General features: G+C 73.6%; 22 protein-coding genes. 8 read left to right on the forward strand and 14 right to left on the reverse strand.

Annotation, left to right across the window (positions count from 1 at the left end):
* Positions 1-422 precede the first annotated feature (422 nt).
* The gene (locus HHX37_RS34750) at positions 423-800 is read left to right on the forward strand and encodes a thioesterase family protein (protein WP_117408811.1); all 378 of its coding nucleotides are present in this window, start codon (positions 423-425) and stop codon (positions 798-800) included.
* Here HHX37_RS34750 and HHX37_RS34755 read toward each other — a convergent pair.
* The 7 genes from HHX37_RS34755 to HHX37_RS34785 form a co-directional block, all read right to left on the reverse strand.
* Positions 797-1,009: a biotin/lipoyl-binding carrier protein gene (locus HHX37_RS34755; protein WP_117408812.1), complete on the reverse strand. Its 213-nt coding sequence runs from the start codon at positions 1,007-1,009 to the stop codon at positions 797-799. The two genes, HHX37_RS34750 and HHX37_RS34755, sit on opposite strands and share 4 nt — an antisense overlap.
* A 32-nt stretch (positions 1,010-1,041) precedes the next feature.
* Positions 1,042-2,376: an acetyl-CoA carboxylase biotin carboxylase subunit gene (locus HHX37_RS34760; RefSeq protein ID WP_182888106.1), complete on the reverse strand. Its 1,335-nt coding sequence runs from the start codon at positions 2,374-2,376 to the stop codon at positions 1,042-1,044.
* Between the two features lie 133 nt (positions 2,377-2,509).
* A complete protein-coding gene (locus HHX37_RS34765) occupies positions 2,510-3,799 on the reverse strand; it encodes an HD-GYP domain-containing protein (RefSeq protein WP_182883781.1) in 1,290 nt (429 codons plus the stop codon).
* On the reverse strand, positions 3,796-5,151 hold the full coding sequence (locus tag HHX37_RS34770) for an HD-GYP domain-containing protein (RefSeq protein WP_182877757.1): 1,356 nt from the start codon (positions 5,149-5,151) through the stop codon (positions 3,796-3,798). The genes HHX37_RS34765 and HHX37_RS34770 overlap by 4 nt, the downstream gene beginning before the upstream one ends.
* A gap of 302 nt (positions 5,152-5,453) precedes the next feature.
* Entirely contained in the window at positions 5,454-6,371 is a 918-nt protein-coding gene (locus tag HHX37_RS34775) for an NAD-dependent epimerase/dehydratase family protein (protein ID WP_182883782.1), read from the reverse strand.
* Positions 6,372-6,472: 101 nt separating this feature from the next.
* Entirely contained in the window at positions 6,473-6,739 is a 267-nt protein-coding gene (rsrA, locus tag HHX37_RS34780; RefSeq protein ID WP_117408816.1) for a mycothiol system anti-sigma-R factor, read from the reverse strand.
* Positions 6,736-7,377 carry a sigma-70 family RNA polymerase sigma factor gene (locus HHX37_RS34785; protein WP_117408844.1) on the reverse strand — a complete coding sequence of 214 codons (642 nt, stop codon included), beginning with the start codon at positions 7,375-7,377 and terminating at the stop codon, positions 6,736-6,738. Before HHX37_RS34785 ends, rsrA begins: the two co-directional genes overlap by 4 nt.
* A 302-nt stretch (positions 7,378-7,679) precedes the next feature.
* Between HHX37_RS34785 and HHX37_RS34790 the strand changes: the two genes are divergently transcribed.
* Positions 7,680-8,420 carry a class I SAM-dependent methyltransferase gene (locus tag HHX37_RS34790; protein WP_182877759.1) on the forward strand — a complete coding sequence of 247 codons (741 nt, stop codon included), beginning with the start codon at positions 7,680-7,682 and terminating at the stop codon, positions 8,418-8,420.
* Positions 8,421-8,481: 61 nt separating this feature from the next.
* On the opposite strand, the gene HHX37_RS34795 is transcribed toward HHX37_RS34790, so the two are convergent.
* Both HHX37_RS34795 and HHX37_RS34800 read right to left on the reverse strand, forming a co-directional pair.
* Positions 8,482-8,811, reverse strand: coding sequence for a TraR/DksA family transcriptional regulator (locus HHX37_RS34795; protein ID WP_117408817.1), 330 nt, complete (start codon positions 8,809-8,811; stop codon positions 8,482-8,484).
* Between the two features lie 131 nt (positions 8,812-8,942).
* Entirely contained in the window at positions 8,943-9,692 is a 750-nt protein-coding gene (locus tag HHX37_RS34800; protein WP_182878095.1) for an SOS response-associated peptidase, read from the reverse strand.
* 87 nt (positions 9,693-9,779) lie between these two features.
* On the opposite strand from HHX37_RS34800, the gene aroA reads away from it, so the two are divergent.
* Together aroA and rsgA are read left to right on the forward strand one after the other, a co-directional pair.
* A complete protein-coding gene (aroA, locus tag HHX37_RS34805; RefSeq protein WP_182888107.1) occupies positions 9,780-11,144 on the forward strand; it encodes a 3-phosphoshikimate 1-carboxyvinyltransferase in 1,365 nt (454 codons plus the stop codon).
* A 31-nt stretch (positions 11,145-11,175) separates the two neighbouring features.
* Positions 11,176-12,204, forward strand: coding sequence for a ribosome small subunit-dependent GTPase A (rsgA, locus tag HHX37_RS34810; RefSeq protein WP_182878099.1), 1,029 nt, complete (start codon positions 11,176-11,178; stop codon positions 12,202-12,204).
* Here the strand turns inward: rsgA and HHX37_RS34815 are convergent.
* Positions 12,201-12,836 carry a LysE family translocator gene (locus HHX37_RS34815; RefSeq protein WP_182888108.1) on the reverse strand — a complete coding sequence of 212 codons (636 nt, stop codon included), beginning with the start codon at positions 12,834-12,836 and terminating at the stop codon, positions 12,201-12,203. The genes rsgA and HHX37_RS34815 overlap by 4 nt on opposite strands.
* A 125-nt stretch (positions 12,837-12,961) precedes the next feature.
* Between HHX37_RS34815 and HHX37_RS34820 the strand changes: the two genes are divergently transcribed.
* Positions 12,962-14,299, forward strand: coding sequence for a PLP-dependent aminotransferase family protein (locus HHX37_RS34820; protein ID WP_182883786.1), 1,338 nt, complete (start codon positions 12,962-12,964; stop codon positions 14,297-14,299).
* A gap of 34 nt (positions 14,300-14,333) precedes the next feature.
* Here the strand turns inward: HHX37_RS34820 and HHX37_RS34825 are convergent, their stop codons facing one another.
* Complete coding sequence (locus HHX37_RS34825) at positions 14,334-14,777, reverse strand: DUF4442 domain-containing protein (RefSeq protein ID WP_117408822.1); 444 nt, start codon at positions 14,775-14,777, stop codon at positions 14,334-14,336.
* Positions 14,778-14,859: 82 nt separating this feature from the next.
* On the opposite strand from HHX37_RS34825, the gene hisN reads away from it, so the two are divergent.
* Complete coding sequence (hisN, locus tag HHX37_RS34830; protein ID WP_182883788.1) at positions 14,860-15,645, forward strand: histidinol-phosphatase; 786 nt, start codon at positions 14,860-14,862, stop codon at positions 15,643-15,645.
* A gap of 14 nt (positions 15,646-15,659) precedes the next feature.
* Here hisN and HHX37_RS34835 read toward each other — a convergent pair whose 3' ends face one another.
* Positions 15,660-16,616 (reverse strand): hypothetical protein, encoded by a 957-nt coding sequence (locus tag HHX37_RS34835; RefSeq protein ID WP_182888109.1) that lies wholly within the window; start codon positions 16,614-16,616, stop codon positions 15,660-15,662.
* Positions 16,617-16,620: 4 nt separating this feature from the next.
* Positions 16,621-17,346 carry a hypothetical protein gene (locus HHX37_RS34840; RefSeq protein WP_182888110.1) on the reverse strand — a complete coding sequence of 242 codons (726 nt, stop codon included), beginning with the start codon at positions 17,344-17,346 and terminating at the stop codon, positions 16,621-16,623.
* A 183-nt stretch (positions 17,347-17,529) separates the two neighbouring features.
* On the opposite strand from HHX37_RS34840, the gene HHX37_RS34845 reads away from it, so the two are divergent.
* Positions 17,530-19,398, forward strand: a complete 1,869-nt coding sequence (locus HHX37_RS34845; RefSeq protein WP_182888111.1) for a helix-turn-helix transcriptional regulator — start codon at positions 17,530-17,532, stop codon at positions 19,396-19,398.
* An 11-nt stretch (positions 19,399-19,409) separates the two neighbouring features.
* On the opposite strand, the gene HHX37_RS38050 is transcribed toward HHX37_RS34845, so the two are convergent.
* A complete protein-coding gene (locus HHX37_RS38050; protein ID WP_220503394.1) occupies positions 19,410-22,025 on the reverse strand; it encodes a CHAT domain-containing protein in 2,616 nt (871 codons plus the stop codon).
* A 163-nt stretch (positions 22,026-22,188) separates the two neighbouring features.
* On the opposite strand from HHX37_RS38050, the gene HHX37_RS34855 reads away from it, so the two are divergent.
* On the forward strand, positions 22,189-23,775 hold the full coding sequence (locus HHX37_RS34855) for a S8/S53 family peptidase (protein WP_182888112.1): 1,587 nt from the start codon (positions 22,189-22,191) through the stop codon (positions 23,773-23,775).
* The last annotated feature ends 12 nt before the right edge of the window (positions 23,776-23,787 follow it).

Here is a 23,787-nt window from a genome sequence, read left to right on the forward strand (position 1 = left end):
CAGGATCACGGAACCCTGTAAGGCGAGGGATCCGGGCTCGGGGGCCGGATGTCGAGCTTACCTGTTATCCGCCGCTGGCACCGTGCACCGAGCACCGCGCCGACCAGCTCCTCGGCGTCACCTGGACGACCAGCCGCCGGCGGCACTGCGGGCAGTAGCGCGGTGGCTCCATCGTCCTCGCGGCCAGGCAGGCCGCGTGATCACCGTCCTCGGCCGGACGGCCGCAGTGATCGCAGAAGAGGTCCACGGTGCATCACCCTAGCCGGTGACCGCCTGCTCTTCCCCCTTCTTGAGACACCACTGTTTCTTGAGACACCGCTGTCCAAGACGCCGCTTCCTGCGACGCCCCTCTCTAAGACGTCTCCGCGCCGCGAAAAGTTGCGGCCGCTTCCAATCGGAAGCCGAACCAATAGGCTCACGGCATGAGTCTCGCTCCAGGTCTGCGCGCCGAGGTCCTCATCATGGTGGAGCGTGGGGACACGGCCATCCGGGTCGGCAGCGGTGACGTGCCGGTGCTGGGGACGCCCCGGCTGCTCTCGTTCGCCGAGGGCGCCACGGTCAAGGCCGTCCACCAGCACCTGGAGCCCGGGCAGACCTCGGTGGGGACCAGGGTGCTGATCGAGCACCGCCTGCCCAGCCCCGTCGGGATGCACGTCTGGATCGCCGCCGAACTCACGGAGGTGGACGGCAGGCGGCTCGTCTTCTCCGTCAGCGCCGTCGACAAGACCGGCGCCCAGGTGGCCACCGGCACGATCGAACGGGTCGTCGTCGACCGCGAGCGCTTCCTCGCCCGTCTCTAGTCGATCACGGCGATGAGGTCGCCCTCCTGGACGACGTCGCCCTCCTTGACCTGGAGCTTGGTGACGGTCCCCGCGTCCTCGGTGAGGACCGGGATCTCCATCTTCATCGACTCCAGGATCACCAGCGTGTCGCCCTCGTCGACGACGTCGCCCTCGCTCACGACGATCTTCCAGACGTTCGCCACCATCTCGGCGTGCACCTCGGCCACCCGGACACTCCCCTCAACATGGATTCAGCAGATCAGGATTTTCTCATCCGGGAGACCAGACCGGTGTCGTAGTCCCCGCTCACGAACTCGGGATGATCGAGCAGTTCGGCGCAGAAGGGCAGGTTGTGCTTGGGACCCTCGACGCGGAACGCCGCGACGGCCGCCCGTCCGCGTTCCAGCGCCTCCTCGCGGGTGGCGCCGACGACGCAGAGCTTGGCCATCAGCGGGTCGTAGAACGGCGTGACCGTGTTGCCCGCCGTGTATCCCGAGTCGACGCGCACCCCCTCGCCCTCCGGCTCCTCCCACACACCGATCTTGCCAGGGCCGGGAAGGAACCGGCGGGGGTCCTCGGCGTACACCCGGAACTCGATCGCGTGGCCGCTGCTCCGCGGCTCCACGGAGTAGACCTCCCCGGCGGCGATCCGGATCTGGTGCTCCACCAGGTCGAGGCCGGTGACCAGCTCGGTGACGGGGTGCTCCACCTGGAGGCGGGTGTTCATCTCCAGGAAGACGAAGTCCTGGGCGTCGGCGTCCACCAGGCACTCGACCGTGCCCGCGCCGCGGTAGGCCACCGCCTCCCCCGCCCGTACGGCGGCCGCGAGCATCCGCTCACGCAGCTCCGGGGTGACGCCGGGAGACGGGCTCTCCTCCACGACCTTCTGGTGCCGCCGCTGGACCGAGCAGTCCCGCTCGCCCAGCGCGACCACCGTGCCGTCGGCGAGGCCGAGGATCTGCACCTCGACGTGCCTGGCCCGTTCGACGTACCGCTCCAGCAGGATGGCCGGCTCGCCGCCGAACCGGGCGGCCGCCCGGCAGGCCTGCTCGAACGCCTTCGCCAGCGAGTCGTCGTCACGGGCGACGCCCATGCCGATTCCGCCGCCCCCGCCGGACGCCTTGACCATGACGGGGTAGCCGATCTCCTTGGCGGCCCGCTCGGCCTGCGCGAGGTCGGACACCGGTTCCCTGGTCCCGGCGGCGACCGGGACGCCCGCCGCCTCCATCAGGTTCCGGGCGTTGATCTTGTCGCCCATCCGTTCGACGGCCTCGGGGTCCGGGCCGATCCAGACGAGCCCGGCGTCGATCACCGCACGGGCGAACGCGGCGTTCTCCGCGAGGAACCCGTAACCGGGGTGGACCGCCCGCGCTCCCGTCGTACGGGCGGCCTGGAGGACCTTGTCGATGTCGAGGTAGCTCTGGGCCGGGTTCGCCGGGCCGAGGAGCACGGCGTCGTCCGCCTCGCGGACGAACGGCAGGTCGGCGTCCGCCTCGGAGTGGACCGCGACCGCGCGCAGCCCCATCCCCCGGACCGTACGGATGATCCGCCGGGCGATTTCACCGCGATTGGCGATCAAAACTGAGTCGAGCACGTTGCCAACTCTAGGGGGATCACCCGCCAGGGCCCTCCGCCCGTTCCGACTGAACCCGGCGGGCGAATCTGTAGGGTCGCGACAACGATGATGTCATCGGCGTGGCGCCGGCGGTGCCGCAGTGTTACGTCTGCTACAACCGGGTGACGAGCACGAGCCGGTCGACGACACGCGCCAGAGCCTCCACCACACCCGGATCGTAGGCCGAACCACCGTCGAGCCGCAGCCGCTCCAGCGCCGCCGCCGCCCTGTCCCGGTCGGTCGACGCGCCCACCAGGTCGTCGTACGCGTTCGCGGCCCTGATGATCCGGCTGGCCATCGGGGGCGACTCGCCGAGCGTGTCGCACTGCCGCCGGACGATCTCCGCCACGCCGTGCAGCACGCCGGTCTTCCTGATCACCTCGGCGCCCAGGCCGGCGATCCGCCGGGCCTGGTCGGCGTCGGCCAGCACCGTGGCCCCGCCGGGGATCGGATCGCGCAGCGAGAGCTGGCCGATGTCGTGCATGAGCGCGGCGTACTCCAGCTCCAGCAGCTGGGGCTCCGACATGCCGAGCTCCCGCCCGACGCCGACGGACAGCCGGCTGACGCGGCGCGAGTGGCCCGGCTCCACGTATCCGCCGACCTCGGTGACCCGGCTCAGCGCGCGCACCGTCTGCAGGTAGGTCGCGCGGATGCCGGCGTACTTGCGGAAGGCCACCTGCGTGACGAGCAGCGGCGCGGCGAACGCGGGCAGGGCGGTCATGTCCATGCTGTGCGAGGCGAGCGCGAGCAGGATGCCCGACGCCGCGACGGCGGCGCCGAGCGGCGCGGCCATCCTGATCTCGTCGCGTACGGCGACGCCGAACGCGGTCCTGACCTGGTTGGCCCGGAGCATGGCCGCGATCACCACGTCGGCCGCGAGCATGACCGTGACCAGCACGGCCATCACCCCGAGCGCCGGCCACCAGTTGCCGTGGCCGGCGCCGGTGTCCCGGGCGGTCGCCTCCAGCGAGCCGGTCAGCGGCCGGTAGGCGAACGCGAGCAGCGACCCGGCGAGCAGTCTCCGGGCCATCGCGTCGAGCCGCGGCGGCCGGCCGACCGCCAGATGCGGCAGCCCTCCGGCGATCATGCCGACCGACATCACTGCCACGACCTCCAGGGCCGAGTGGCCCGCGGGCCGCCCGCCCACGTCGAGCAGCAGGGCGTACCCGAGGGAGGCCGCGGTGGAGACTGGCGCGACCTCGCGGTTGCCCGGCATGGTGAGCCGGGCCAGCTCTCCGGCCGCGATGAGCGCGCCGAACCCGATGGCGACCCGCGGGTCGGTCAGTCCCCGCGCCGCCGTGTGGGCGATGCCCGCGACGGTCAGCATCCCGGCCGCGCAGATCAGCAGGAGCTGACCCGAGTCGAGTCCCAGGTGCGCGGTGGCCGGCCGGCGTGTCCTCACCGCTCGGACACCACCTGGATCGGGGTGGTCGGGTCGTCGTGGTCCTTGGCCGTGGTCTCCACGGCGGCGTCGTCCGGCGGGACGGGCGCCGGCTGGGCCGGCTGCCACCCGTGCCGGTCGAGCGCCCTGACGAACCGGACCACCATGTCGGGGTCGAACTGCGTCCCCGCGTTCTTGCGCAGCTCCGCCACCGCGACCTCGATCGGTTTGGCCTTCCGGTACGAACGGTCGGAGGTCATGGAGTCGAAGGCGTCGGCCACCGCGATGATCCGGGCGAACTCCGGGATCTCGGACCCGGCGAGCCCCATCGGGTAGCCCTTGCCGTCGTGCCGTTCGTGGTGGTGCATGATCCCGGCGAACGCCTCGTCGAGGAAGTCGATGCCCCGCACGATCTCCAGCCCCCGCATGGGATGCAGCTGGATCGCGGCGTACTCCTCCTCGGTGAGCCGGCCCTCCTTCTGCAGCACCTTGGTCGGCACGCCGAGCTTGCCGACGTCGTGCAGCATGCCGGCGTACCGGATCGCGCGGAGCCGCTCGGTGCCCATGCCGATCTCCTCGGCGATCATCGACGAGGCGGCGGAGACCCGCGTGCAGTGCCCGCGCGTGTAGTAGTCCTTGGTCTCCACCGCCTGGCACAGCGCCGCGATGGTCGCGTCGTACGCGCGCTGCTCGGCGTGGTAGTGCCCGAGCGCCCACCGGGCGACGAACAGCGGCAGCAGCACGAGCACGGCGGAGATCGACTGCACGGTCGACCACAGGGCCGCGATCAGCAGGCCGAAGGTGGCGAAGCCGACGTAGGAGCTGAGGAACTGCACCATCACGCGGAGCGAGACCTGGTCGCGGTGCACCACGGCGGCGAGCCGCAGGATGACCGCGGTCAGCGCGAAGTTCATGGCCACGAAGGCCGCCGTCGCGGCGGCGTACGGCACCAGGACGCCCGGGAAGTCGGCCGGTTCCGGCAGCCCGGGCACCCCGCCCGCGCTCTCGTAGGCCCACCCGGCGGCGTATCCGCACAGCGCGTACTGCGCGCCGTTGAACAGCCGCTTGACCAGCGGCAGGCCGGGGCGCGCGCTCACCACCGCGGCCAGTCCGACCAGGGCGGCCCCCTCCGGGCCGACGAGCACCACGGCGGCCAGGGCGGCGGAGAAGCTCACCGACACCGCGACGTTCGGCACGCTGAGCAGCGTCGGCACCGACTCGCACAGCAGGAACAGCAGTGCGAGGACGAGGAGCGTGGACCAGTCCTCCGGCGTGAGCCCGTGACGGGCGAGCAGGCCACGCGCGATCACGACGCCGGCGGTCCCGACGAGCGCGGCGAAATAGACCCTGGCGGGCCATGGAAGTTCCCGCATTGGCGGCCACCTCGAATGCGGATCGGACCTGTGGGCCGGCCGTCCGTGACCGGCCCACAGGCAGTGACTACGTCCAGGAGATCCCCGGGGTGCCGGCAGCGAGGCCGACCAGAGCGACCACCGGAGTGAGCAGCGCCAGCGCCACTATCAGCCTGACGACGGTCTTCCCAAACATTGCGCCGCCTCCACGTCGATTGCGCCCTCAGGCTACAGAAGGGGCGCGGGCCGGTCCGGGATGTCGCGACCATCGCAGCCAAAACGTAACCAAGCAATCACACCGCGTGCAATTGCAGGGGTTCGCGTCAGGCCGGCGCCTCGCGGGCCCATTCGACGGTGGCCTTCAGGCCGGTGGCCAGATCGTGGCGGGGACGCCAGCCGAGGCCCTCCAGCGCGGGCGCCGGGTCGACGGCCATGTCGGGGAGGTCGCCGAGTCGCGCGGGCTCGAAGCGCGGCTCGTCGGGGACGCCCGCCGCCGCGGCGACCAGGGTGTGCAGCTCCCGGTCGCTGGTCCGCACGCCGGTGCCGAGATTGAACCGGCGGCCGTCGCCGTCCGGGCCGCAGGCGCGGGCGAAGCCGTCCACCACGTCGTCCACGAACACGTAGTCGCGGGTCTGGGAGCCGTCGCCGTAGACGACCGTGGGCTTCCCGGTCAGCAGGGCGTCGGTGAAGATGGCGACCACCCCGGCCTCGCCCTCGGGCGACTGGCGCGGCCCGTAGACGTTCGACAGCACGAGCGTGGTGTATTCGAGGCCGTGCAACGCGCGGTAGGTCGCGAGGTAGAGCTCCCCGCCGAGCTTGGAGGCGGCGTACGGCGAACGGGGATCGGCGGGCGCGTCGCCGGGGACCGGGATGACGGCCGGCCTGCCGTAGACGGCCACGGACGAGGCGTAAACGATCTTGCGGGCGCCGGCGCGGCGGGCGGCCTCCAGGACGTTCACAGTGCCCTCGACGTTGACCGCGGCGTCGGTCACCGGGTCGGCCACGCTCCGGCGCACGCTGATCTGCGCGGCGAGGTGACAGACGACCTCCGGCCGCCACCGGGCGGCGACCTCCGCGAGCGCGGGGTCGCGCACGTCCATCGCGTGCAGGGGGGCGTCGGAGTCGCGCGGGTGCCCGGACGACAGGTCGTCCACCACCGCGACCTCGTGTCCGTCCGCGAGCAACCGGTCGACGAGGGTCGACCCGATGAAGCCCGCTCCGCCCGTTACCAGCGCACGCATGCCCCGCCCCCTCCCGGCCCCGTACGGGGAAGATCCTAACGGGCCGCGCCGCGGCCCGGGCCTCGCACAGCCCGGTCCTCACTCTGCCCAGGGGACGCGGCCTATTCGGCCATCTCGGCGCGTACCTGCTGGATGCGGGTCAGGACCCTGGCGCGCAGGTCCTGTGGCACGGGATCGCACCCGCAGTGCTTGGCCACGAGGCGCTTGACCGCCTCCTCCAGGCCGTACTCCTCAAGACAGGGGCCGCACTCGTCGAGGTGCTTCCTGATCTCGGCGATCCGGTCGTTGTCGAGCTCGCCGTCCAGGTAGGTGTAGACCTTGTCGAGCACCTCGCCACACGGCGTGTCGTGGTGTTTCCCGCAGCTCATCGCTCCTCCTCGCCAACCGTCCCGCCCTGATCCGCGCCGCGGGAGTCCGGCCGTACGAGGCCGCGCTCGCGCGCGTAGTCCTCGAGCTGGTTGCGGAGCTGCCGGCGGCCGCGGTGGAGGCGCGACATCACGGTCCCGATGGGCGTGCCCATGATCTCGGCGATCTCCTTGTACGGGAAGCCCTCCACATCCGCCAGGTAGACGGCGATGCGGAACTCCTCGGGAAGTGCGGCGAGAGCATCCTTCACGTCACTGTCGGGAAGATGCTCAAGCGCCTCGATCTCGGCCGACTTCAGCCCGCTGGACGTGTGCGACTCCGCCCGCGCGAGCTGCCAGTCCTCGATCTCCTCGGTGCCCGCCTGCTTGGGCTCCCGCTGCTTCTTCCGATAGCTGTTGATGAAGGTGTTGGTGAGGATGCGGTAGAGCCAGGCCTTGAGGTTCGTCCCCTCCTGGAACTGGTGGAAGGAGGCGAAGGCCTTGGCGAAGGTCTCCTGCAGGAGATCCTCCGCATCCGCTGCGTTACGGGTCATCCGGAGCGCCGCGGAGTAGAGCTGGTCGAGAAACGGCATGACGTCGCGCTCGAACCGCTCGCTGCGCTGCTCCAGAGTCTCCTCGGCTGTCTTGGAGACCGGACCCACCCCCTTCAGGACGCCGTACCCAGCCGAGGATACCGGTCCGCCCAGGCCGGGCCAGTCGAGGCCTTCTGACAGCACCAACGTCTTCATGCACAACTGCAACAGGGCGGGCGTAGAGTCTGTTCCCGGTGCAGTTTGAGGTGACGAACGACCCGGTGCGGGGAAAAAACCAGGCACCGGCGAGGGAGTGTCCGGCCGATGCCGTCCGTCGCGTGCGTGTGCCGGACACGACCGAGGTGGCCCGGAGACCGAGTTTCGCCGTTCCACGCGAGTGCGCGGGGACGGCCAGAGTGCAGGAGCCGCTCGTGCTGCCTATACCGGCCAACGAACTCAACGGCTCGGGCACACTCGGGCCGTACTGGACCTTTTATCACGCGGTGGTCGCCGAGCAGCTCCGGCGGTGGCTGCCCGCCCGTCCCTCCCTGCTGCTGGACCTGTCCGGCGGACGGGGGCGGTGGCCGGCCCAGGCGGCGCGCGCCGGGCACCGCGTGGTCGAGGTCGTCGACTTCCGCAGGCCGGCGGATCCCTGGCTGCGCGACGCCTCCGAGCGCATCCAGAAGGTGCGCGCCGACGATCTGGGCTTCCTGCCCGACGGCAGCGTGGACGGCGTCATCGCCGAGGAGCGCGTGCTGTCGGTCGAGATCATGGCGGAGTCGGTCGTCGAGGACGTGGCCCGGGTGCTGCGGCCCGGCGGGCGCGCTCTGTTGTGCGTCGACTCGCTGGTCCTCGGGATGGCGATCCTGGCCGAGCAGAACTACTGGGCGCACCTGTGCCAGACCGGGGAGGTCATGCTGATCCCCTGGCCGGACGGCAGCATCACGCGCTGCTTCACCACCCAGCAGGTGCGCGAGCTGGTCACCGGCGCCGGGCTGGAGGTCGAGTGGGTGCGCCCGCGCACCGTGCTGTCCCCGTCCACCGTGGACCACGTGCTGAGCTCGGAGAGCAAGTCGCTGTCCTGGCTCGTGCGCACCGAACTCGAGACCCAGGCGGACGGCGACGACACGGTGGGAATCCACCTCGTGGCCAGCGTGCGCAAGCCGTCCTGAGCGCGGCGGCCCGGTCAGCAGGGCGGGCCAGCTGCCGGGGTCGGCAGGGCGGGCCGGCCGGTCAGCGCCGGCGCTCGGCCCGCGACTGGCACTGCACGCAGCGCGCCGCCTCGGGACGGGCCTCCAGCCTGCCGTCCGGCACGGCCGACCCGCAGTCGACGCACCGCCCGTAACCGCCGTCGTCCAGCCGGCGCAGCGCCGCGAGCACGGCCGTACGCTGCCGGCCCGCGGCGTCGAGCATCGCCCGGGCGCGGTCGGCGTCGGTGAGACCGGCTCCCGCGTCGGCCGAGGACCCGCCGTGCCGGTCCGTGCCCGCGCGCAGCACGCCGATCGACCGGTCGAGCTCGTGCAGCATGCTTTCCAGGCGCATACGCGCGGTCGCGACGTCCACGAATCCGCACCTCCGGGAGTGGGGAGTCATCCGTCCAGGAGCCCCCGGCCTCCCGGTCGGTCAGCGGCCGTTCACTTACCGTGCAACCGCTTTCTCGAACGGATTCCCACTTCCCGCGCCGCTTACACCCTCTAGCCGAGCGTCGGGACGTCGTCGCCTTCCAGCGGCTCGACCAGCTCGGGACCGTTGTGGCGGACGTTGTTCACGACGTCGGACACGGCGTACGCCTCCAGCCGGTCAGGGCCGGCCGGGACGAGGAGCCCGGTGGGATCGGTGACGCCGGGGTCGAGCCACTCCGCCCAGCGCTCCCGCTCGACCATCATCGGCATGCGGTCATGGATGCGGCCCAACCTGTCCTCCGCCGTGGTGGTGATCACGGTGCAGGTGCACAGCCACTTCAGCGGGTCGTCGTCCGCCCGGCCGGGGTCCTTCCAGAACTCGTAGAGCCCGGCCATCGCGAGCACGCCGCCGTCGGCCGGGTGGATGAAGAAGGGCTGCTTCTTCTTCCCCTCGACCGGCATCCACTCGTAGTAGCCGTCCGCCGGCAGCAGGCAGCGGCGCGACTTCAGCGCCCTGCGATAGGACGGCTTCTCCGCCACCGTCTCCACCCGGGCATTGATCATGCGGGAGCCGACGGACGGATCCTTGGCCCAGCTCGGCACGAGCCCCCACCGGACCAGCCGGAGCTGCCTGACCGGCCGGTCGCCGGCGCTCTCGCCGCCCTCGTCCTTCGGCACCCGGCACATCACCGCGTAGACGGTCTTGGTGGGCGCGACGTTGTAGTCGGGCCGCAGCTCCTGGTCGGGCACGCCGTCCAGCTCGACCTCGAACTCCTCCAGCAACTCCTGCTTCTTGCGCGCAGACGCGTACCTCCCGCACATGTCATCAAGACTGGCACAAAGACCGCCGTCCCGGCGGGCCCCGCGCGGCGTGCGGCCGCCGGAGAGGGGCCCGATAAGCTTGCCCGCATGGCCTCTCCGCAGTCCGCGTCCGGCGGCGCCGAGCCGCATGCCACCCGTCAGCACGACGTCGACGCACCGCTCTGGCCCGCTCCGGTGGCCGCCGGGCCGGTCCGCGCGACGGTGCGCCTGCCCGGTTCGAAGTCGGTGACCAACCGCGCGCTGGTGCTCGCCGCGCTGGCCGACGCCCCCGGCACCGTACGGCTCGCGCTGCGCAGCCGCGACGCCGACCTCATGGCGGCGGCCCTGCGCGCGCTCGGCGCCGAGATGACGCCGTCCAACGAGAGCGCCGACAGCGTGGACTGGTCGGTGACCCCGCGTCCCGTACGCGGCGGGGTGTCGATCGACGCCGGGCTGGCCGGGACCGTGATGCGCTTCGTGCCTCCGGTCGCCGCGCTCGCCGGCGGGCCGGTCTTCTTCGACGGCGACCCGCACGCGCGCAAGCGCCCGATGGGCCCGATCCTCGGCGCGCTGCGCGCGCTCGGCGCGTCGGTCGACAACGACGCGCTGCCGTTCACGATCCGCGGGCCGATCTCGGGCGGGGAGGTCGTCCTCGACGCGTCCGTCTCCTCCCAGATGGTCTCGGGCCTGCTGCTGGCCGGCGCGCGCTTCGAGAAGGGCGTGACGGTGCGGCACGACGGCCCGCCCGTCCCCTCGATGCCGCACATCGAGATGACCGTGCAGATGCTGCGCCGGGCCGGGGTCGAGGTGGACGACACGGAGACCGACGTGTGGCGGGTGCAGGCCGGGCCGGTCCGGGCCGGTGACGTCACGGTCGAGCCCGACCTGTCCAACGCCGCGCCCTTCCTCGCTGCCGCCCTGGTCACCGGTGGCGCCGTCGTCGTGCCGGACTGGCCGGAGGAGACGACGCAGGGCGGCGACGCGCTGCGCGGGCTGCTCGCCGAGATGGGCGCGCGGGTCGAGCGGGTGCCGGAGGGCCTGCGAGTGACCGGCACCGGATCCCTGCGGGGCATCGACGCCGACCTGCGGGACGTCAGCGAGCTCACGCCCACGATCGCCGCGCTCGCCGCGCTGGCCGACGGCCCCTCCCGGATCAGGGGCGTCGCGCACATCCGGGGGCACGAGACCGACCGGATCACCGCTCTCGCGACGGAGATCAACCGGCTGGGCGGCGACGCGCGGGAGACCGACGACGGCCTGGAGATCCGTCCCCGGCCGCTGACCGGCGGTGTCTTCCGCTCCTACGCCGACCACCGCATGGCCACGGCGGGCGCCGTCGTCGGCCTGGTCGTGCCGGGCGTCGAGGTCGAGGACATCGCGACGACCGCCAAGACGCTGCCCGAGTTCCCGCGCATGTGGGCCGCGATGCTGGGCAGCGAAGGCCTCGGCGGAGGGCTCGGCGAGGGGCGCTGATGGCGGCACTGGGACGATCGGGGCACGGGAACTGAGCAGACGGCGCTACGACGAGGACGACGTCAGGATCAGGCCGGGCAAGGGCTCGCGGCCCCGGACGCGCATCCGGCCTGCCCACAGCGAGGCGGTCGAGGGGTTCGTGGTGGCCGTCGACCGCGGGCGCTACACCTGCCTGGTCGGTGAGGGCGTGCCCGGCACCGAGACGTCCGGGCGGCGGAGGGGCGAGCGGACGCTCGTCGTCGCGATGAAGGCGCGCGAGCTCGGCCGTAAGGGCATCGTCGTGGGCGACCGCGTCGCGCTGGTGGGCGACGTGACCGGGCAGCCCGACACGCTGGCGCGCGTCGTCCGCGTCGAGGAGCGGACGTCGATGCTGCGCCGCAGCGCCGACGACACCGACGACATCGAGCGGCCCATCGTCGCCAACGCCGACCGATTGGTGATCGTCACCGCCCTCGCCGATCCGCCGCCGCGTCCCCGCATGATCGACCGGATGCTCGTCGCGGCCTTCGACGCCGACATCGAGCCGCTGCTCTGCCTCACCAAGTCGGACCTCGCCCCAGCCCGTGACCTCGTGGCCCTCTACGAGCCCCTCGGCGTGCCGTACGTCGTCGTCCGCAGGGGCGGCGCGCTCGACGAGCTGGCCGGGGTGCTCGCGGACCGGATCAGCGTGCTGGTCGGCCACTCGGGTGTCGGCAAGTCGACCCTGGTCAACGCGTTGGTGCCGCACGCCCGCCGGGCCGTGTCCCACGTGAACGCGGTCACCGGCCGGGGCAGGCACACCTCCACCTCGGCGGTCGCGCTGGAACTGCCCGAGGGCGGTTGGATCATCGACACGCCGGGGGTGCGCAGCTTCGGGCTCGCCCACGTCTCGGTGGAGACCGTGCTCGCGGCGTTCCCCGACCTCGTGGACGCCACGGCCGGCTGCCCCAAGGGCTGCACCCATCTCGACGACGACTGCGCGCTCGTCGGCTACGTCGCCGAGGGGCACGCCGATCCCGCGCGCCTGGAGTCCCTGCGGCGGCTGCTCGCCAGCCGCGAGGGCGCTCCGGACGAGGACTAGGACGAGGCGCCGCCGACGGCGAGCGTGACGGCGAGCACTCCGAGCATCCCGCCCATGACGATCCGCTGCGCCCGCAGCCACCCCGGCCGGTGCGCCAGGAAGCCCGCGACGCCGCCGGCGGCCAGCACGATCGAGCAGTTCACCGTGGCGGCCACCGCGATCTGGAGAGCGCCGAGAACGACGCCCTGGAGCAGCACGTCTCCCCGGCTCATGTCGACGAACTGCGGGATGACGGACACGTACAGGACGGCGATCTTCGGATTGAGCAGGTTCGTCATCAGGCCCATGGCGAAGAGCCGCCGCGGGGGGTCGGGCGGCACGTCCCGTACGGCAAACACCGAGACGCCGCCGGGCCGGACGGCCTGCCAGGCGAGCCACAGCAGGTAGGCCGCCCCGGCCAGCCGGATCACGGCGAGGACCCGCGGGAACGCCGCGAGCAGCACCGCCAGGCCGAGGTTCGCGGCGGCCAGGTACACGAGGAAGCCCGCGACGACGCCGCTCAAGGAGACCAGCCCCGCCCGGCGTCCCTGGCCGATGCTCCGCGACACGAGATACATCATGTTCGGGCCCGGGGAGAGCACCATTCCGAGCGCCACGGACACCACGCCCAGCACCGCGTTCCGTTCCACCATCGATGCCGCCTTCTTCGTCGAAAAAAGTCCTTGATGCCGGTCCGGAAGGCTTTTTCAGGCTATTTCACGCGCTTTATCGAATGCAATGTTTATATTGCTCTCGGAGCAATTGAGAGGAGGAGACCGTGGACGACTACCGGAAGCTGGCCGACGAGGTGGCCGCCGACATCGCGGCCGGGCGGCTCAGGCCGGGTGACCGGCTGCCGCCGCAGCGGGACTTCGCCCGGCGGCGCGGCATCGCCGGGTCCACGGCGGCACGGGTCTACGCGGAGCTGACCCGTCGCGGCCTGACGGTCGGCGAGGTGGGCCGGGGCACCTTCGTCCGCGCCTCCGCCCGGCACGCCGGGACGGTCCTGGCCGAGCCCGCCGCCACCCGGATCGACCTGGAGCTCAACCATCCCCTCATCCCCGGGCAGGCCCGCCTGCTGGGGGAGGGCATCCGGCCGTTGCTGCGCCCCGACCTGCTGGAGGCGTCCCTGCGGCCGGTGGGCGCGGCGGGCACCGCCGACGCCCGTGAGGTCGTGGCGGACCTGCTGGCCCGTGCGCGGTGGCGGCCGGACCCCGCGCGGGTGCTGTTCGCGGGCAACGGACGCCAGGCGATCGCGGCCGCCGTCGCCGCGCTGGCCCCTCCCGGCTCGCGGCTGGGCGTCGAGGAGCTCACCTACCCCGTCCTGAAGACGATGGCGGCCCGGCTCGGGGTCACCCTCGTGCCCCTGGCGGCCGACGAGGCGGGCCTGGTCCCCGGCGCCGTCGAGGCCGCCGCGCGCCGGGCCCCGCTGAAGGCGCTTTACGTCCAGCCGACGCTGCACAACCCGTTGTCGGTCAGCATGCCGGTCGAGCGCCGCGCCGAACTCGCGGACGTGCTCGCGCGGCTGGACCTGCCCGCGGTGGAGGACGGCGTCTGGTCCTTCCTCCGGCCCGATCCGCCCCCGCTCGCCGCCGTGGCGCCCGATCGCGTGATCCTCGTGGACAGCCTCTCCAAACGGGTCGCGCCCGGCCTGACCGTCGGGTTCGCCGTCGTACCCGAGGCCGCCGTCCCCGGCGTGACCGCCGCGCTGCACTCGGGAGGCTGGGCGCCGTCGCGGTTCGCGCTGGACGCGGCGGCCCGGCTCGCCGCGGGCGGTGTGCTGGACGCGCTGGGCCACGGCAAACGGCGGGACGCCGAGGCCCGGCAGGAGATCGCGGCGCGTCACCTCGGCGGGTTCGCGGTGCGCGCCGACCCGAGGTCGTACTACTGCTGGTGGGAGCTGCCGCCCCCGTGGCGGGCCGACACGTTCGTGGCCGCCGCGGCGCGGCACGGCATCGGCGTCACCCCGGCGGCGGCGTTCGCGGTCGGCGACTACCGCGCGCCGAACGCCGTCCGCCTGGGCCTCGCCTCCCCTCCGGCGGAGACGCTGGAGCTCGCCCTGGCCACCCTCGCCCGGCTCGCCAGGTCCTCCCCCGACGAGGTCCTCGCGGACTGACCGCCGACTGACCGCGGGCCGGCCGCGGACCGGCTCAGGCGTCCCGGTTGGGGCGGAGGGTCCAGGAGACGGTCATCTCGGTGACGACGACGCCCTCGGCGTTCCGGATCTCGACGCCGACCTCGAACTCGGGCCGTTCCCCCGCGTCCAGGCGGGCGACGACCTCCTCCCGCCCCGCCCGCAGGGTGGCGGCGGCCGTGACCTCGCCCGTGGCGAGCTTCACGTAGCGGATCGCGGCCCCGGTCGCCAGCGGCACGGCCCGCGTGAGCTGGTCGCCGAACGCCGACAGCATCGCCGCGCCCGAAGCCGTCTCGGCCAGCGTGAACAGGGCGCCGGCGTGCGGGCCGCCGACGTGGTTGCGCAGGTCCTCCCGGTCGGCCAGGCGGGCGACCGCCGTGCCGGAGCCGACCGAGTCGAACGTGATGCCGAGCAGCCGGGCGAACGGGACGCTGTCGAGGAGAAAGGCGGCGATGTCCATGGCCGAGATGTTACCGACTGGTACGACCCGGAGTGATCCGTCCGCCGATGCGAACGGGGAGGGTCGCGATACCTTGGGGCATGTGACGGAGTATCGCGACGACCTGAACCTCGCGCACCTGATGGCCGACGCCGCCGACGACATCACGATGCGCCGTTTCAAGGCCGTCGACCTGCGGGTCGACACCAAGCCCGACCTCAGCCCGGTCAGCGACGCCGACCGGGCCGTCGAGGAGGCGATCCGGGGCACCCTCCGCCGCGCCCGGCCCCGCGACGCCGTCGTGGGCGAGGAGTTCGGCACGACCGGGTACGGCATGCGCTCGTGGGTGATCGATCCGATCGACGGGACGAAGAACTACGTCCGCGGGGTGCCCGTGTGGGCCACGCTGATCGCCCTGATGGAGCACGGCAGGGTCGTCGCGGGCGTGGTCTCTGCCCCCGCGCTCGGCCGCCGCTGGTGGGCCGCCAAGGAGGGCGGCGCGTGGACCGGCCGCAGCCTGAGCAAGGCGTCCCGCTGCGAGGTCTCGTCGGTGGGCCGGCTCGACGACGCCTCGTTCTCCTTCTCCGACCTGGAGGAATGGGAGAAGGCCGGGCGGCTCGAACCGTTCCTCGACCTGACCCGGGCATGCTGGCGCAGCCGCGGCTACGGCGACTTCTGGTCGCACATGATGGTCGCGGAGGGCGCGGTGGACGTCTCCGCCGAGCCCGAGCTGTCGCCGTGGGACATGGCGGCCCTCACGATCATCGTGGAGGAGGCCGGCGGCTCCTGCACCTCGCTCGACGGCGCCTCCCCGCTCGACGGCGGCAACCTCGTCTGCACCAACGGACTGCTGCACGACGAGGTGCTCAAGCGCCTGTCCCCCCGCTGAACCTCATCTGAACCTCAGGGACCGGCGTACGGCAGGAACGACAGCCGGACGTGCTCGTCGTACGGCACGACGAGCGTGCCGCCGCCCCGCCAGACGAGGGGCCACCGGGAGCCGGTCGGCCATTCGGCGGGGATCAGGAACAGGCGGCCGCCGGACTCGGTGAGCAGGCGCAGGTGGTGGTACCGGTAGGCGAACCGGCGGCCCTTGGCCTTGGGGAGCCTCGACTCGGTGGCTCCCGCGAACTCTGGCCCCAGGTCGAGCGGCTCGGTGGTGTCGAGCACGACCTCGGGCCGGCGGTCGAGGCCGGCGACGAAGTCCGCCGCGCGGCTCCTGCCGTACGCGATCGCGTAGCCGGCGCTGGCCCAGAACAGGCTCGCGACCGCCAGCGAGACGACGGCCACGGCCGCCGCGCGTTCGAGCAGCCGCTGCCGGTGGACGCGGCGCCACGTGACCAGCCAGCGGCCGTAGGCGCCGAGCAGGGTCCCGGCGCCGAGGCAGAGCGCGCTGGTCCCGGGCGCCTCGCGGGCGGCGACGTCGGGGGCGAGCGTCCCCGCCACACCCCTGCCGACCAGGAGTACGCCCACCACGAGTAACGCCCATCCCGTCACCGTCAGCGTGGGCGACCGCACGGCGGGATCGTCGATCGACGCGCGCCGGCGGCGCCGTACGAGGCGGCTGATCTCGACGTGGCCCCACAGGGCCAGGAGCGCGACGAGGAACAGCGCGGCCAGGGGGAACCACAGCGCCTCGGAGCCGTACAGCAGCACCGCCTGCGTCGGCAGGTCGAGGATGTCGAGATCCAGGCCGAACAGGGCGAAGCGGCGGCGGCTCGACACGTAACCGAAGTAGAAGAGCAGGCCGACGGCGATGCTGGGCGGCAGCGCGCCGATGCCCACGGCCTGGGCGAACGCGGCGAACCTGCGTTCGAGCGGACTCGGCTGCGGGGCCTCCTCCTCCCTCTCCTCGGTCATGGCCTCACCCCTGTGCCGGCTCGTCCGTCGGCACCTGATCGGTGGGTTCGCCGGTGGGGCTCGGCGTGGTGGACGGCGGCCCCGACGGCGGGGGGCAGGGGGCGGCGCGGATGCCGGGGAAGCCTTCGGACGGATTGGGGCAGTAGTAGTACGTGAGGGCGTATTTCCAGGTCACGACGGCCGGATCGGCGGGCGAGGGGGACGCTGGGATGCCGTCGCAGACGGGGGCCTCGTGGTCGACGCACGTCCGCTGCAGCGTCAGGACCAGCCGTGCCTTCGAGTCGGCGTCTCCTTCTCCGTCCAGCCCGAACGGGCAGACGGATCCCCCCGGGGTGAGCACCATCCCCTCGCAGGAAGCGGCCGGGCCGTCGAACGTACACGGATAACCTCCGGGAGCGGCGGTCATCTCTCCCGGGCCGTCCTGCACCAGGCGCACCCGCACGACCCGCACCTCGCCGGGGATAGGGCTGGACAGCGTCACGCAGGTGCTGCCGCCGCCCCCCGTACCCTGGGGGCCGCTGAAGTCGCCGTCGAGCGTCGGGCCCGACGTGAGGGTGAAGTGCCCGGTCTTGCGCCCGTTTCCCCCGCCGCCTCCGGGTCCCGCCCCGCCCTTCAGCCCTTTCCCGCCGCCGCCCGCCGCGCCGGTCGCGGCATCGGTCGCGGCCGAGGCCGTTCCCCCGTCCGCCTGCGGATCATCACAGCCGGCCAGCGCGATCACGACGAGCACCACCGGCAGGATCCATGCCCACCGGTGTCGCGGGCTCGTGCCGGCCCGCGCCTGAACGGCTCTGCGAATCACTGTCCTGCGGCGTCCCATGGGGCGACGGTAAGAACGCCGCGAGGGCCCGCCAAGAGTAGCCCCCTACTCACAAGAGCGGATGTATCAGGCGCACGCCACAAGGCTCATGAGGACATGAACGATCCACGAGACCGATGGCCGTTCTGCGGCCGGGCGGAGGAGCTCGAGACGGTGCGCGCCGCCGTACGCGGCGTCAGGCGCGGCATCGTCGTCGCCGGTGAGGCGGGCACGGGGAGGAGCAGGCTGGCCGCGGAGGCCGTCGCGGATCTGGCACACGTCCGGGTGTCGGGGACCCGCGGGGGCGCGTCGCTCCGTTTCGGCGCGTTCGCCCATCTGCTGCCGGGATCGGCCGCCGACTCGCTCAGCCGGGCCGTACAGGTATTGCATCGGGTGCGGGTGCTCGTGATCGACGACGCCCACCTGCTCGACGACGCGTCCGCGGCCCTCGTCCACCACCTGGCCGCGCACGGGGGCGCGCATCTGCTCGTCACGGTCCGCGCGGACGAACCGGCGCCCGAGGCCGTGGCGGAGTTGTGGCGGCGGCACCTGCTGCCCCGTCTCGACCTCACGCCGCTGTCCGTGCCCCGGACGGGCGAGCTCCTCGCCCACGTGCTCGGGGCCCACGTCGAAGAGCTCACCGTACGGCGGTTCCACCGGGTCTGCGGAGGCGACCTGCGGCAGCTGCGCGAGCTGGTCGCCGCCACCCGTGAGGCGTCCGCCCTGGACCGGGCCCACGGCGTGTGGCGCTGGCGGGGCGAGGTGCCGGTCACGGCGACGCTGCGCGATCTGGTGTCGGCGGAGATCGGAGGGGTCGACGACGCGGAGCGGGAGGCCCTGGAGCTCGTCGCCTTCGCCGAACCGCTGGAGGCCGGGGCCGCCGCCGCTCCCGTGCTGGAACGGCTGGAGGCCAGGGGCCTGGTCGTGATCGACGACGACTTACGGGTGCGGCTGGCCCACCCCCTGTTCGGCGCCGCTCTGCGCGCCGGTGTCGGCCGCCTGCGCGCACGGCGGCTCGCCGGCACGGCCCGGCCGCCGCGGGATGTGGCGCGTGCCCTTTCCGCGCAGGTCGCGGAGTTGACGGCACGCGGCTACGCGGGGGATCTCACGGGGCTCGTCCCGGGTGCGGGTGAACGCCTCACCGAGGACGACGCGGGCTGGGAGCAGCCCGGGATGGCCGAGTTCTGCGCCCGCAGGGCGTGGCTCGCCCGGCTGCGGGGGGAGGTCCGGGACGCGGTGGCCTGGAGCGGCGAGGGCACCCGGCGCGCCCCCGGGCACCACGCCTGCTCCGCCGAGCTCGCCCGGGCCGCCGCCCACATCGGTGACCTGCGCACCGCCGAGGAGGCGCTGGGCCGGTGCGGAGACGACGCGTCCGCCCGCGCGTGGGTCCTGGCCGCGCGGGGCGACCTGGACGGGGCGCTGCGGTGCGCGCTCGCGGCGGCGGGGAGTGCGAGACGTGACGGTGCGGACGACCTGTTCGCGCTGCACGACGTGGCCCGGCTCGGCGCGCCCGAACTGGTGACGAAGCGGCTGGACCGCCTGGCCGAGACGATGAGCGGCGATCTCGCGGCCGTGCTCGCCGAGCACGCGGCGGCGCTGGCCGCACGGGACGGGGCGGCGCTCGACAAGGCGGCGCGCAGGCTGGCCGACCTCGGCCTGCTGCTGCACGCGGCCGAGGCCGCCGGGCACGCCGCGAACGCCCACCGGAACGGCCGCGCCGCCGCGGCGTCCCTGGCGCACGCGTCGGCGCTGGCCCGCGCCTGCCAGGGGGCCCGCACCCCGGTGCTGACCGGCCTCGCCACCCCTCGGCTCACCCCGCGGCAGCGGCAGATCACCGCGCTCGCCGCGGCCGGTCTCACCAACCGGGAGATCGCCCAGCGGCTCGGCCTGTCGATCCGCACCGTCGGCAACCAGTTGTGCCGCGCCTACCAGAGGCTCGGCAGCAGCGACAGGAGCTCTCTGGGACGGCTGATCGGCCTGGCGTAGGAACGTTCCCGTCAGGCCCCGCCGATCGCCGTGAAGGACCACGCGGTCGCCTGGTGGAGAGGATCGTCCGGGATCTCCCGCCTGGCGTCGCGCAGAGCCTCCGCGGTGGAACGCCCGGCGCTCAGCCCGGCGTGGAGCGCCAGCATCAGGGGGATCACGGCCTCGTCGTGCACCGGGACGAGACCCGCGACGATGCCGGCCGTTCCCAGTGGGAGCAGCGCGGCCGCGAGGCCGAGCAGCTCGTCGGCGCCCACGGGCTGCAGACCGCCGGAGTCACAGCTCGGCAGGATGATCCGGTGGGGTGCCCGGCCCAGCCGTTCGAACTCGTACACGGTCAGCGGACCGTCGGCCATGCGAAGGCTGGAGAACATCGGGCTGTCGGCTCTGAAGATCCCATGGGCGGCGATGTGCGCGAGCCGGGCGCCGTCGATCGCCTTGAGGACGGCCGAGGCCGTCGCGCCACCCTCCTCCAGGACGGTGGCGCCGCCGTACAGCCGGGCGAGTGGCGGCACCTCACCCCCGCCGCTGCCCAGGCCGGGGCCCCGGACGAGCACGATTCCCGACGCCGGGCCGCCGGCGGGCGGAGGGACGAGATCGACCGCCCGCAGCCAGGCGCGGGCGGACGGCGACACGCTCACCACGCGGTCGCGCAGCGCGGGGAGCACGGCCCACGGCACGCCGTGCAGGCGCCCCGGCGGGACGATCACGATCGGCCCCTCCCCGAGATTCCGGGCGGCCGGCCCGAAGAGCATGTCCTGGAGACGCCGGCCGGCCTCCTCGACCAGCGCGAGCCGCCGGGGCGCTCCCTCGTAGGCCAGCCGCCGCAACCCCGCGCGCAGATGCTCCACCTCGGCCGCCGCGTCGGCGATCCGCCCCGCGCCGTACCCGCGGACCCGCCCTTCGCCGCACAGCAGCACGTGCAGGTCACCGTCGACCTCGGCGATCTCGGCCAGCCTGGTGCCGCCGAGCCTGCGGAGCAGCGCCCCGGCGTCGAAACGGTCGCCGCCCGGCTCTCCCCGGGCGCGCATGGTCAGCGTCCGGCCGCGGATCTCCCGCTCCAGCCGCGCCCGCTCCCGATCGAGCGAGGCGACGGGGGCGCCGGCGGAGCGGGCCGCGTCGGCCCGGCTCGCGATCTCGCGGAAGGCCGTCACATCGCGCAGCAGCTCCCGGTCGCCCGGCGAGCGCGCGGGCGGCACAGCCAGGGCGGTCGCCCGCCAGCGTTCGCTCCACGCGAGGAGCCGCCGCGCGTCCCCGGACCGGCGGCTGACCCGCTGCGCGAGCGCGGCCAGCTCCGCCCCCCGGGCCGTGGCGCGGGCCCGCAGCTCGGACGCGCCCAGCGTCAGCCTGTGCTCGTCGAGCACGTCGAGCCCCCGGCGGCACGCGTGGAGCACGCCCCGGGGCCGCCCCTCGGACTCGGCCCGCAACGCGTGGGCGAGCCAGCCGTCGGCCCGCGCGAAAGCCGGTCCCCTGAACCGCCCCCGCGCGGCTCGCGCCAGGTGGGGCGCCGCCTCCTCGGCCCGGCCCAGCGCGAGCGCGGCCCGGCCGGCCAGCAGGAACGCCTGGACGTCCTCGGGTGAGCCCAGCCGGGACAACGTCGCGGCGAGGGCCGCGGCGTCCCGGGCCAGGCTCGGGGAGATCCGCCCCGAGGCGAAGCGGGCCTGGCACAGTGTCAGGCGGGCGTGCGTCTCCCACCACTCCCGCTTCTGCGCCGCGAACAGCCGGATCGCCGGCCGCACCCGCGCGATGGCCGTCTCGGGGTCGCCCGCCGCGAGCGCCGCGCCCGCGGCGGTGAACAGGAGCTGCGCCCGCCTCGTGGGCTGCCCGCCGGTCCGGTCGAGCAGGTCGATCGAGGCGTCCGCGCGTTCGAGTGCCTCGCGCGGCAACCCCGCCGCCATGAGCGCGGCGCAGCGTTCCATCTCCAGGACGAAGGCGGGCGTGCCCAGGGCGAGGTAACGTCCGGCCGCCTCGTCGAAGTGGCCGAGCGCGGCCGGGAGGTCTCCCGACCGGAAGGCGGCGCGACCGCGGTTCTCCAGCGCCACGACCTTGTCGTGCTCCTGGTCCGTGGTCGCCCACAGCCGCTCGGCGACGAGGAAGTCCTGGTCCGCGCGCTCCACGGAACCGAGCGCGAGCAGCAGGGTGGCGCGGAGGGTGAGCGCCCGGGCCGTATAGATCGTGTCGCCCGCCTCGCGCAGCTCCGGGAGCGCCCGCCGCAGGTCGTCGAGGGCCTCCCGGTGCCGGCCGAGGATCCACAGCGCCCCCGCCCGCAGGAACAGGATCTTGGCCGCGGACACGCCCGCCGACCGTTCGCGGGCCTGGTCGAGCGCGGCCAGGCCCGGCCGCGTACGGCCGGAGTGGACGAGGGCGATGCCCAGAGTCGCCAGGACGTCGGCCTCGCGGGTGGCCGAGCCCGTCCTCCGCGCCAGCGCGCGGGCCCGGCGCAGATGCCCGAGGGCGGTCGTGAGGTCGCCGAAGTCCCGTTCGAACAGGCCGAGGACGTGGTGGGCCACCGACGCCTCGAACGGGCCGGGCCGACCGGCGAGCAGGGCACGCGCGCCCGCGAGGGCCTTCCGCGGCTGGGAGAAGACCAGGGGCAGCAGGTCGAGCGGATCTCGGGGGTCCCCGGCCACGGAAGGGATGCTAGACGCGGGCCCGCCGGTTCGTCCACACTGCTGCCCATCGGGGCCCGCCTCCTGCCGGCGGTTCCGCCCGGGCTCTCGCCGGCCGGTGTATCAGCGCTGGGTGACGCCGCTCCTGATAGAGGATCCGAGCGACCACAGGAAAGGGACCGTCATGGACACGACGCCGGAGCAGCCCTCCAGGGACGCCCTCCACCGCCGGTTCTGGCGGCAGTTCGGGCTGGTCCTGGCGGAACTGCCGGCCGGGATGTGGCTGGAGGTGGCCGAGGCGTCCGCCACGCGCGACCCCGAGGGCCCCGTCGCCCGATGCCACGTGGTCCGGTCTCCGGAGGACCGCGGGTATCGCGAGGCGCTCGCCGCGGGGCTCACGACGCTCGCTCCTCCGCCCCTCGACGACTTCGAGCCCGGATACGTCTACGAGAAGGACGTGCTGGTCTGCCATGACGAGGAGGGCCGCGACGAGCTGCGACGCCTCGTGCCCGGGGTGGAGGAGGACGTCGCGCGGAGCCGCGAGTCGTCCGCGGGGACCGTCATGCGGCTGACCGCGGAGCCCGGGACGGGCGGGTCGCGCGTGCTGGACGCGCTGCGCGGCCTCCCGGACGGCGCGCGGGTGAGCCCCAACTACCTCGTCTCCATCTGCAACGTGAACCTCTGCCCGGCGGACGAGCCCCGCGTGCCGTCCCGCGGGCTTCCCGTCCCTCCGGTGAACAGGGACGCCGGCGCCGGGCTCGGCACGTCGGTCGTCGTGATCGACACCGGCCTGGTGGTGAACTGGGACCTGGACGAGCGCCTTGAGGTCTACCCCTGGCTGCGGGACGAGGACGGCCGCGTGACCGGCAGGCTGGAGCAGCGGGACGGTTCGGACCTTCTGGACGACGTGCCCCCGCGCGTGCTGCCGGGCGAGCCCTGGGACCCGACGTCGCTCCCCACCGGAGAGGTCGCGGGTGAGCTGAGGGGCCAGGCGGCGAGCGGCGTCGTCCACGAGTACGTCGGCCACGGGACGTTCATCACGGGCGTGGTGCGGTGCGTGGCGCCCAGGGCCAGGGTGCGGACCTACAACAGGCTCCAGTGGGCGGGGACCACGGACGCGGACGGGTTCGGGCGCCATCTGCTCGACGCCCTCGCCGACTACGAGGACCGCAACGGCGCCTGGCCCGACGTCATCAGCCTCTCCGCGGGCGTGCGTCCCCTGCCCGGCGAGTCCCTCCGCAGCCTCGACGCCTTCATGGAGGAGTTGCACAGGCGCGACAGGACGGTGCTGGTGGCGGCGGCCGGGAACGACGCGAGTTCCGCCCCCTTCTACCCCGCGGCGTACGCCCGGCACGACCCGAGCGTGATCGCCGTGGGAGCGCTCGACGCCACGCAGAGCCGCCGGGCGGTGTACAGCGACCACGGCCCCTGGGTGAGCGTCTACGCCCGCGGCTCCTACCTCGTGAACGCCTTCGCGTTCGGCTCCTACACCCCCCTGCACCCCGACGACGAGATCTTCGAGGAGAGGCCGGAGGACGAGGACGGCTACGACGACCCCGGTGACGGGCTGTTCCACGGCCTGGCCCGGTGGAGCGGCACGTCGTTCGCCACGCCGCTCGTCGCCGGTCTGATCGCCGCCCGCATGTCGGCCGCCGGGGAGTCGAGCCGGGTCGCCGCCCGGTGGCTGCTCGGCCGGGCCCACGCCCAGGCCGTCCGGGACCGGGACGGAGAGCCGCTGCCGCGGTTGCTCGTGGACCAGGAAGTCCGATAGCACCGGGCCGGG

Source organism: Microbispora sp. H10885 (assembly GCF_014161415.1).
In the GTDB taxonomy this organism is placed as follows: domain Bacteria; phylum Actinomycetota; class Actinomycetes; order Streptosporangiales; family Streptosporangiaceae; genus Microbispora; species Microbispora triticiradicis.

Coding starts and splice junctions, on each gene's coding strand:
- HHX37_RS34835 (WP_182888109.1), bottom strand. CDS start 16,616: ATGACCGAGGAGAGGGAGGAGGAGGCCCCGCAGCCGAGTCCGCTCGAA.
- aroA (WP_182888107.1), top strand. CDS start 9,780: ATGGCCTCTCCGCAGTCCGCGTCCGGCGGCGCCGAGCCGCATGCCACC.
- HHX37_RS34800 (WP_182878095.1), bottom strand. CDS start 9,692: ATGTGCGGGAGGTACGCGTCTGCGCGCAAGAAGCAGGAGTTGCTGGAG.
- HHX37_RS34770 (WP_182877757.1), bottom strand. CDS start 5,151: ATGCGGGAACTTCCATGGCCCGCCAGGGTCTATTTCGCCGCGCTCGTC.
- HHX37_RS34815 (WP_182888108.1), bottom strand. CDS start 12,836: ATGGTGGAACGGAACGCGGTGCTGGGCGTGGTGTCCGTGGCGCTCGGA.
- HHX37_RS34825 (WP_117408822.1), bottom strand. CDS start 14,777: ATGGACATCGCCGCCTTTCTCCTCGACAGCGTCCCGTTCGCCCGGCTG.
- HHX37_RS34775 (WP_182883782.1), bottom strand. CDS start 6,371: ATGCGTGCGCTGGTAACGGGCGGAGCGGGCTTCATCGGGTCGACCCTC.
- HHX37_RS34855 (WP_182888112.1), top strand. CDS start 22,189: ATGGACACGACGCCGGAGCAGCCCTCCAGGGACGCCCTCCACCGCCGG.
- HHX37_RS34845 (WP_182888111.1), top strand. CDS start 17,530: ATGAACGATCCACGAGACCGATGGCCGTTCTGCGGCCGGGCGGAGGAG.
- rsrA (WP_117408816.1), bottom strand. CDS start 6,739: ATGAGCTGCGGGAAACACCACGACACGCCGTGTGGCGAGGTGCTCGAC.
- HHX37_RS34750 (WP_117408811.1), top strand. CDS start 423: ATGAGTCTCGCTCCAGGTCTGCGCGCCGAGGTCCTCATCATGGTGGAG.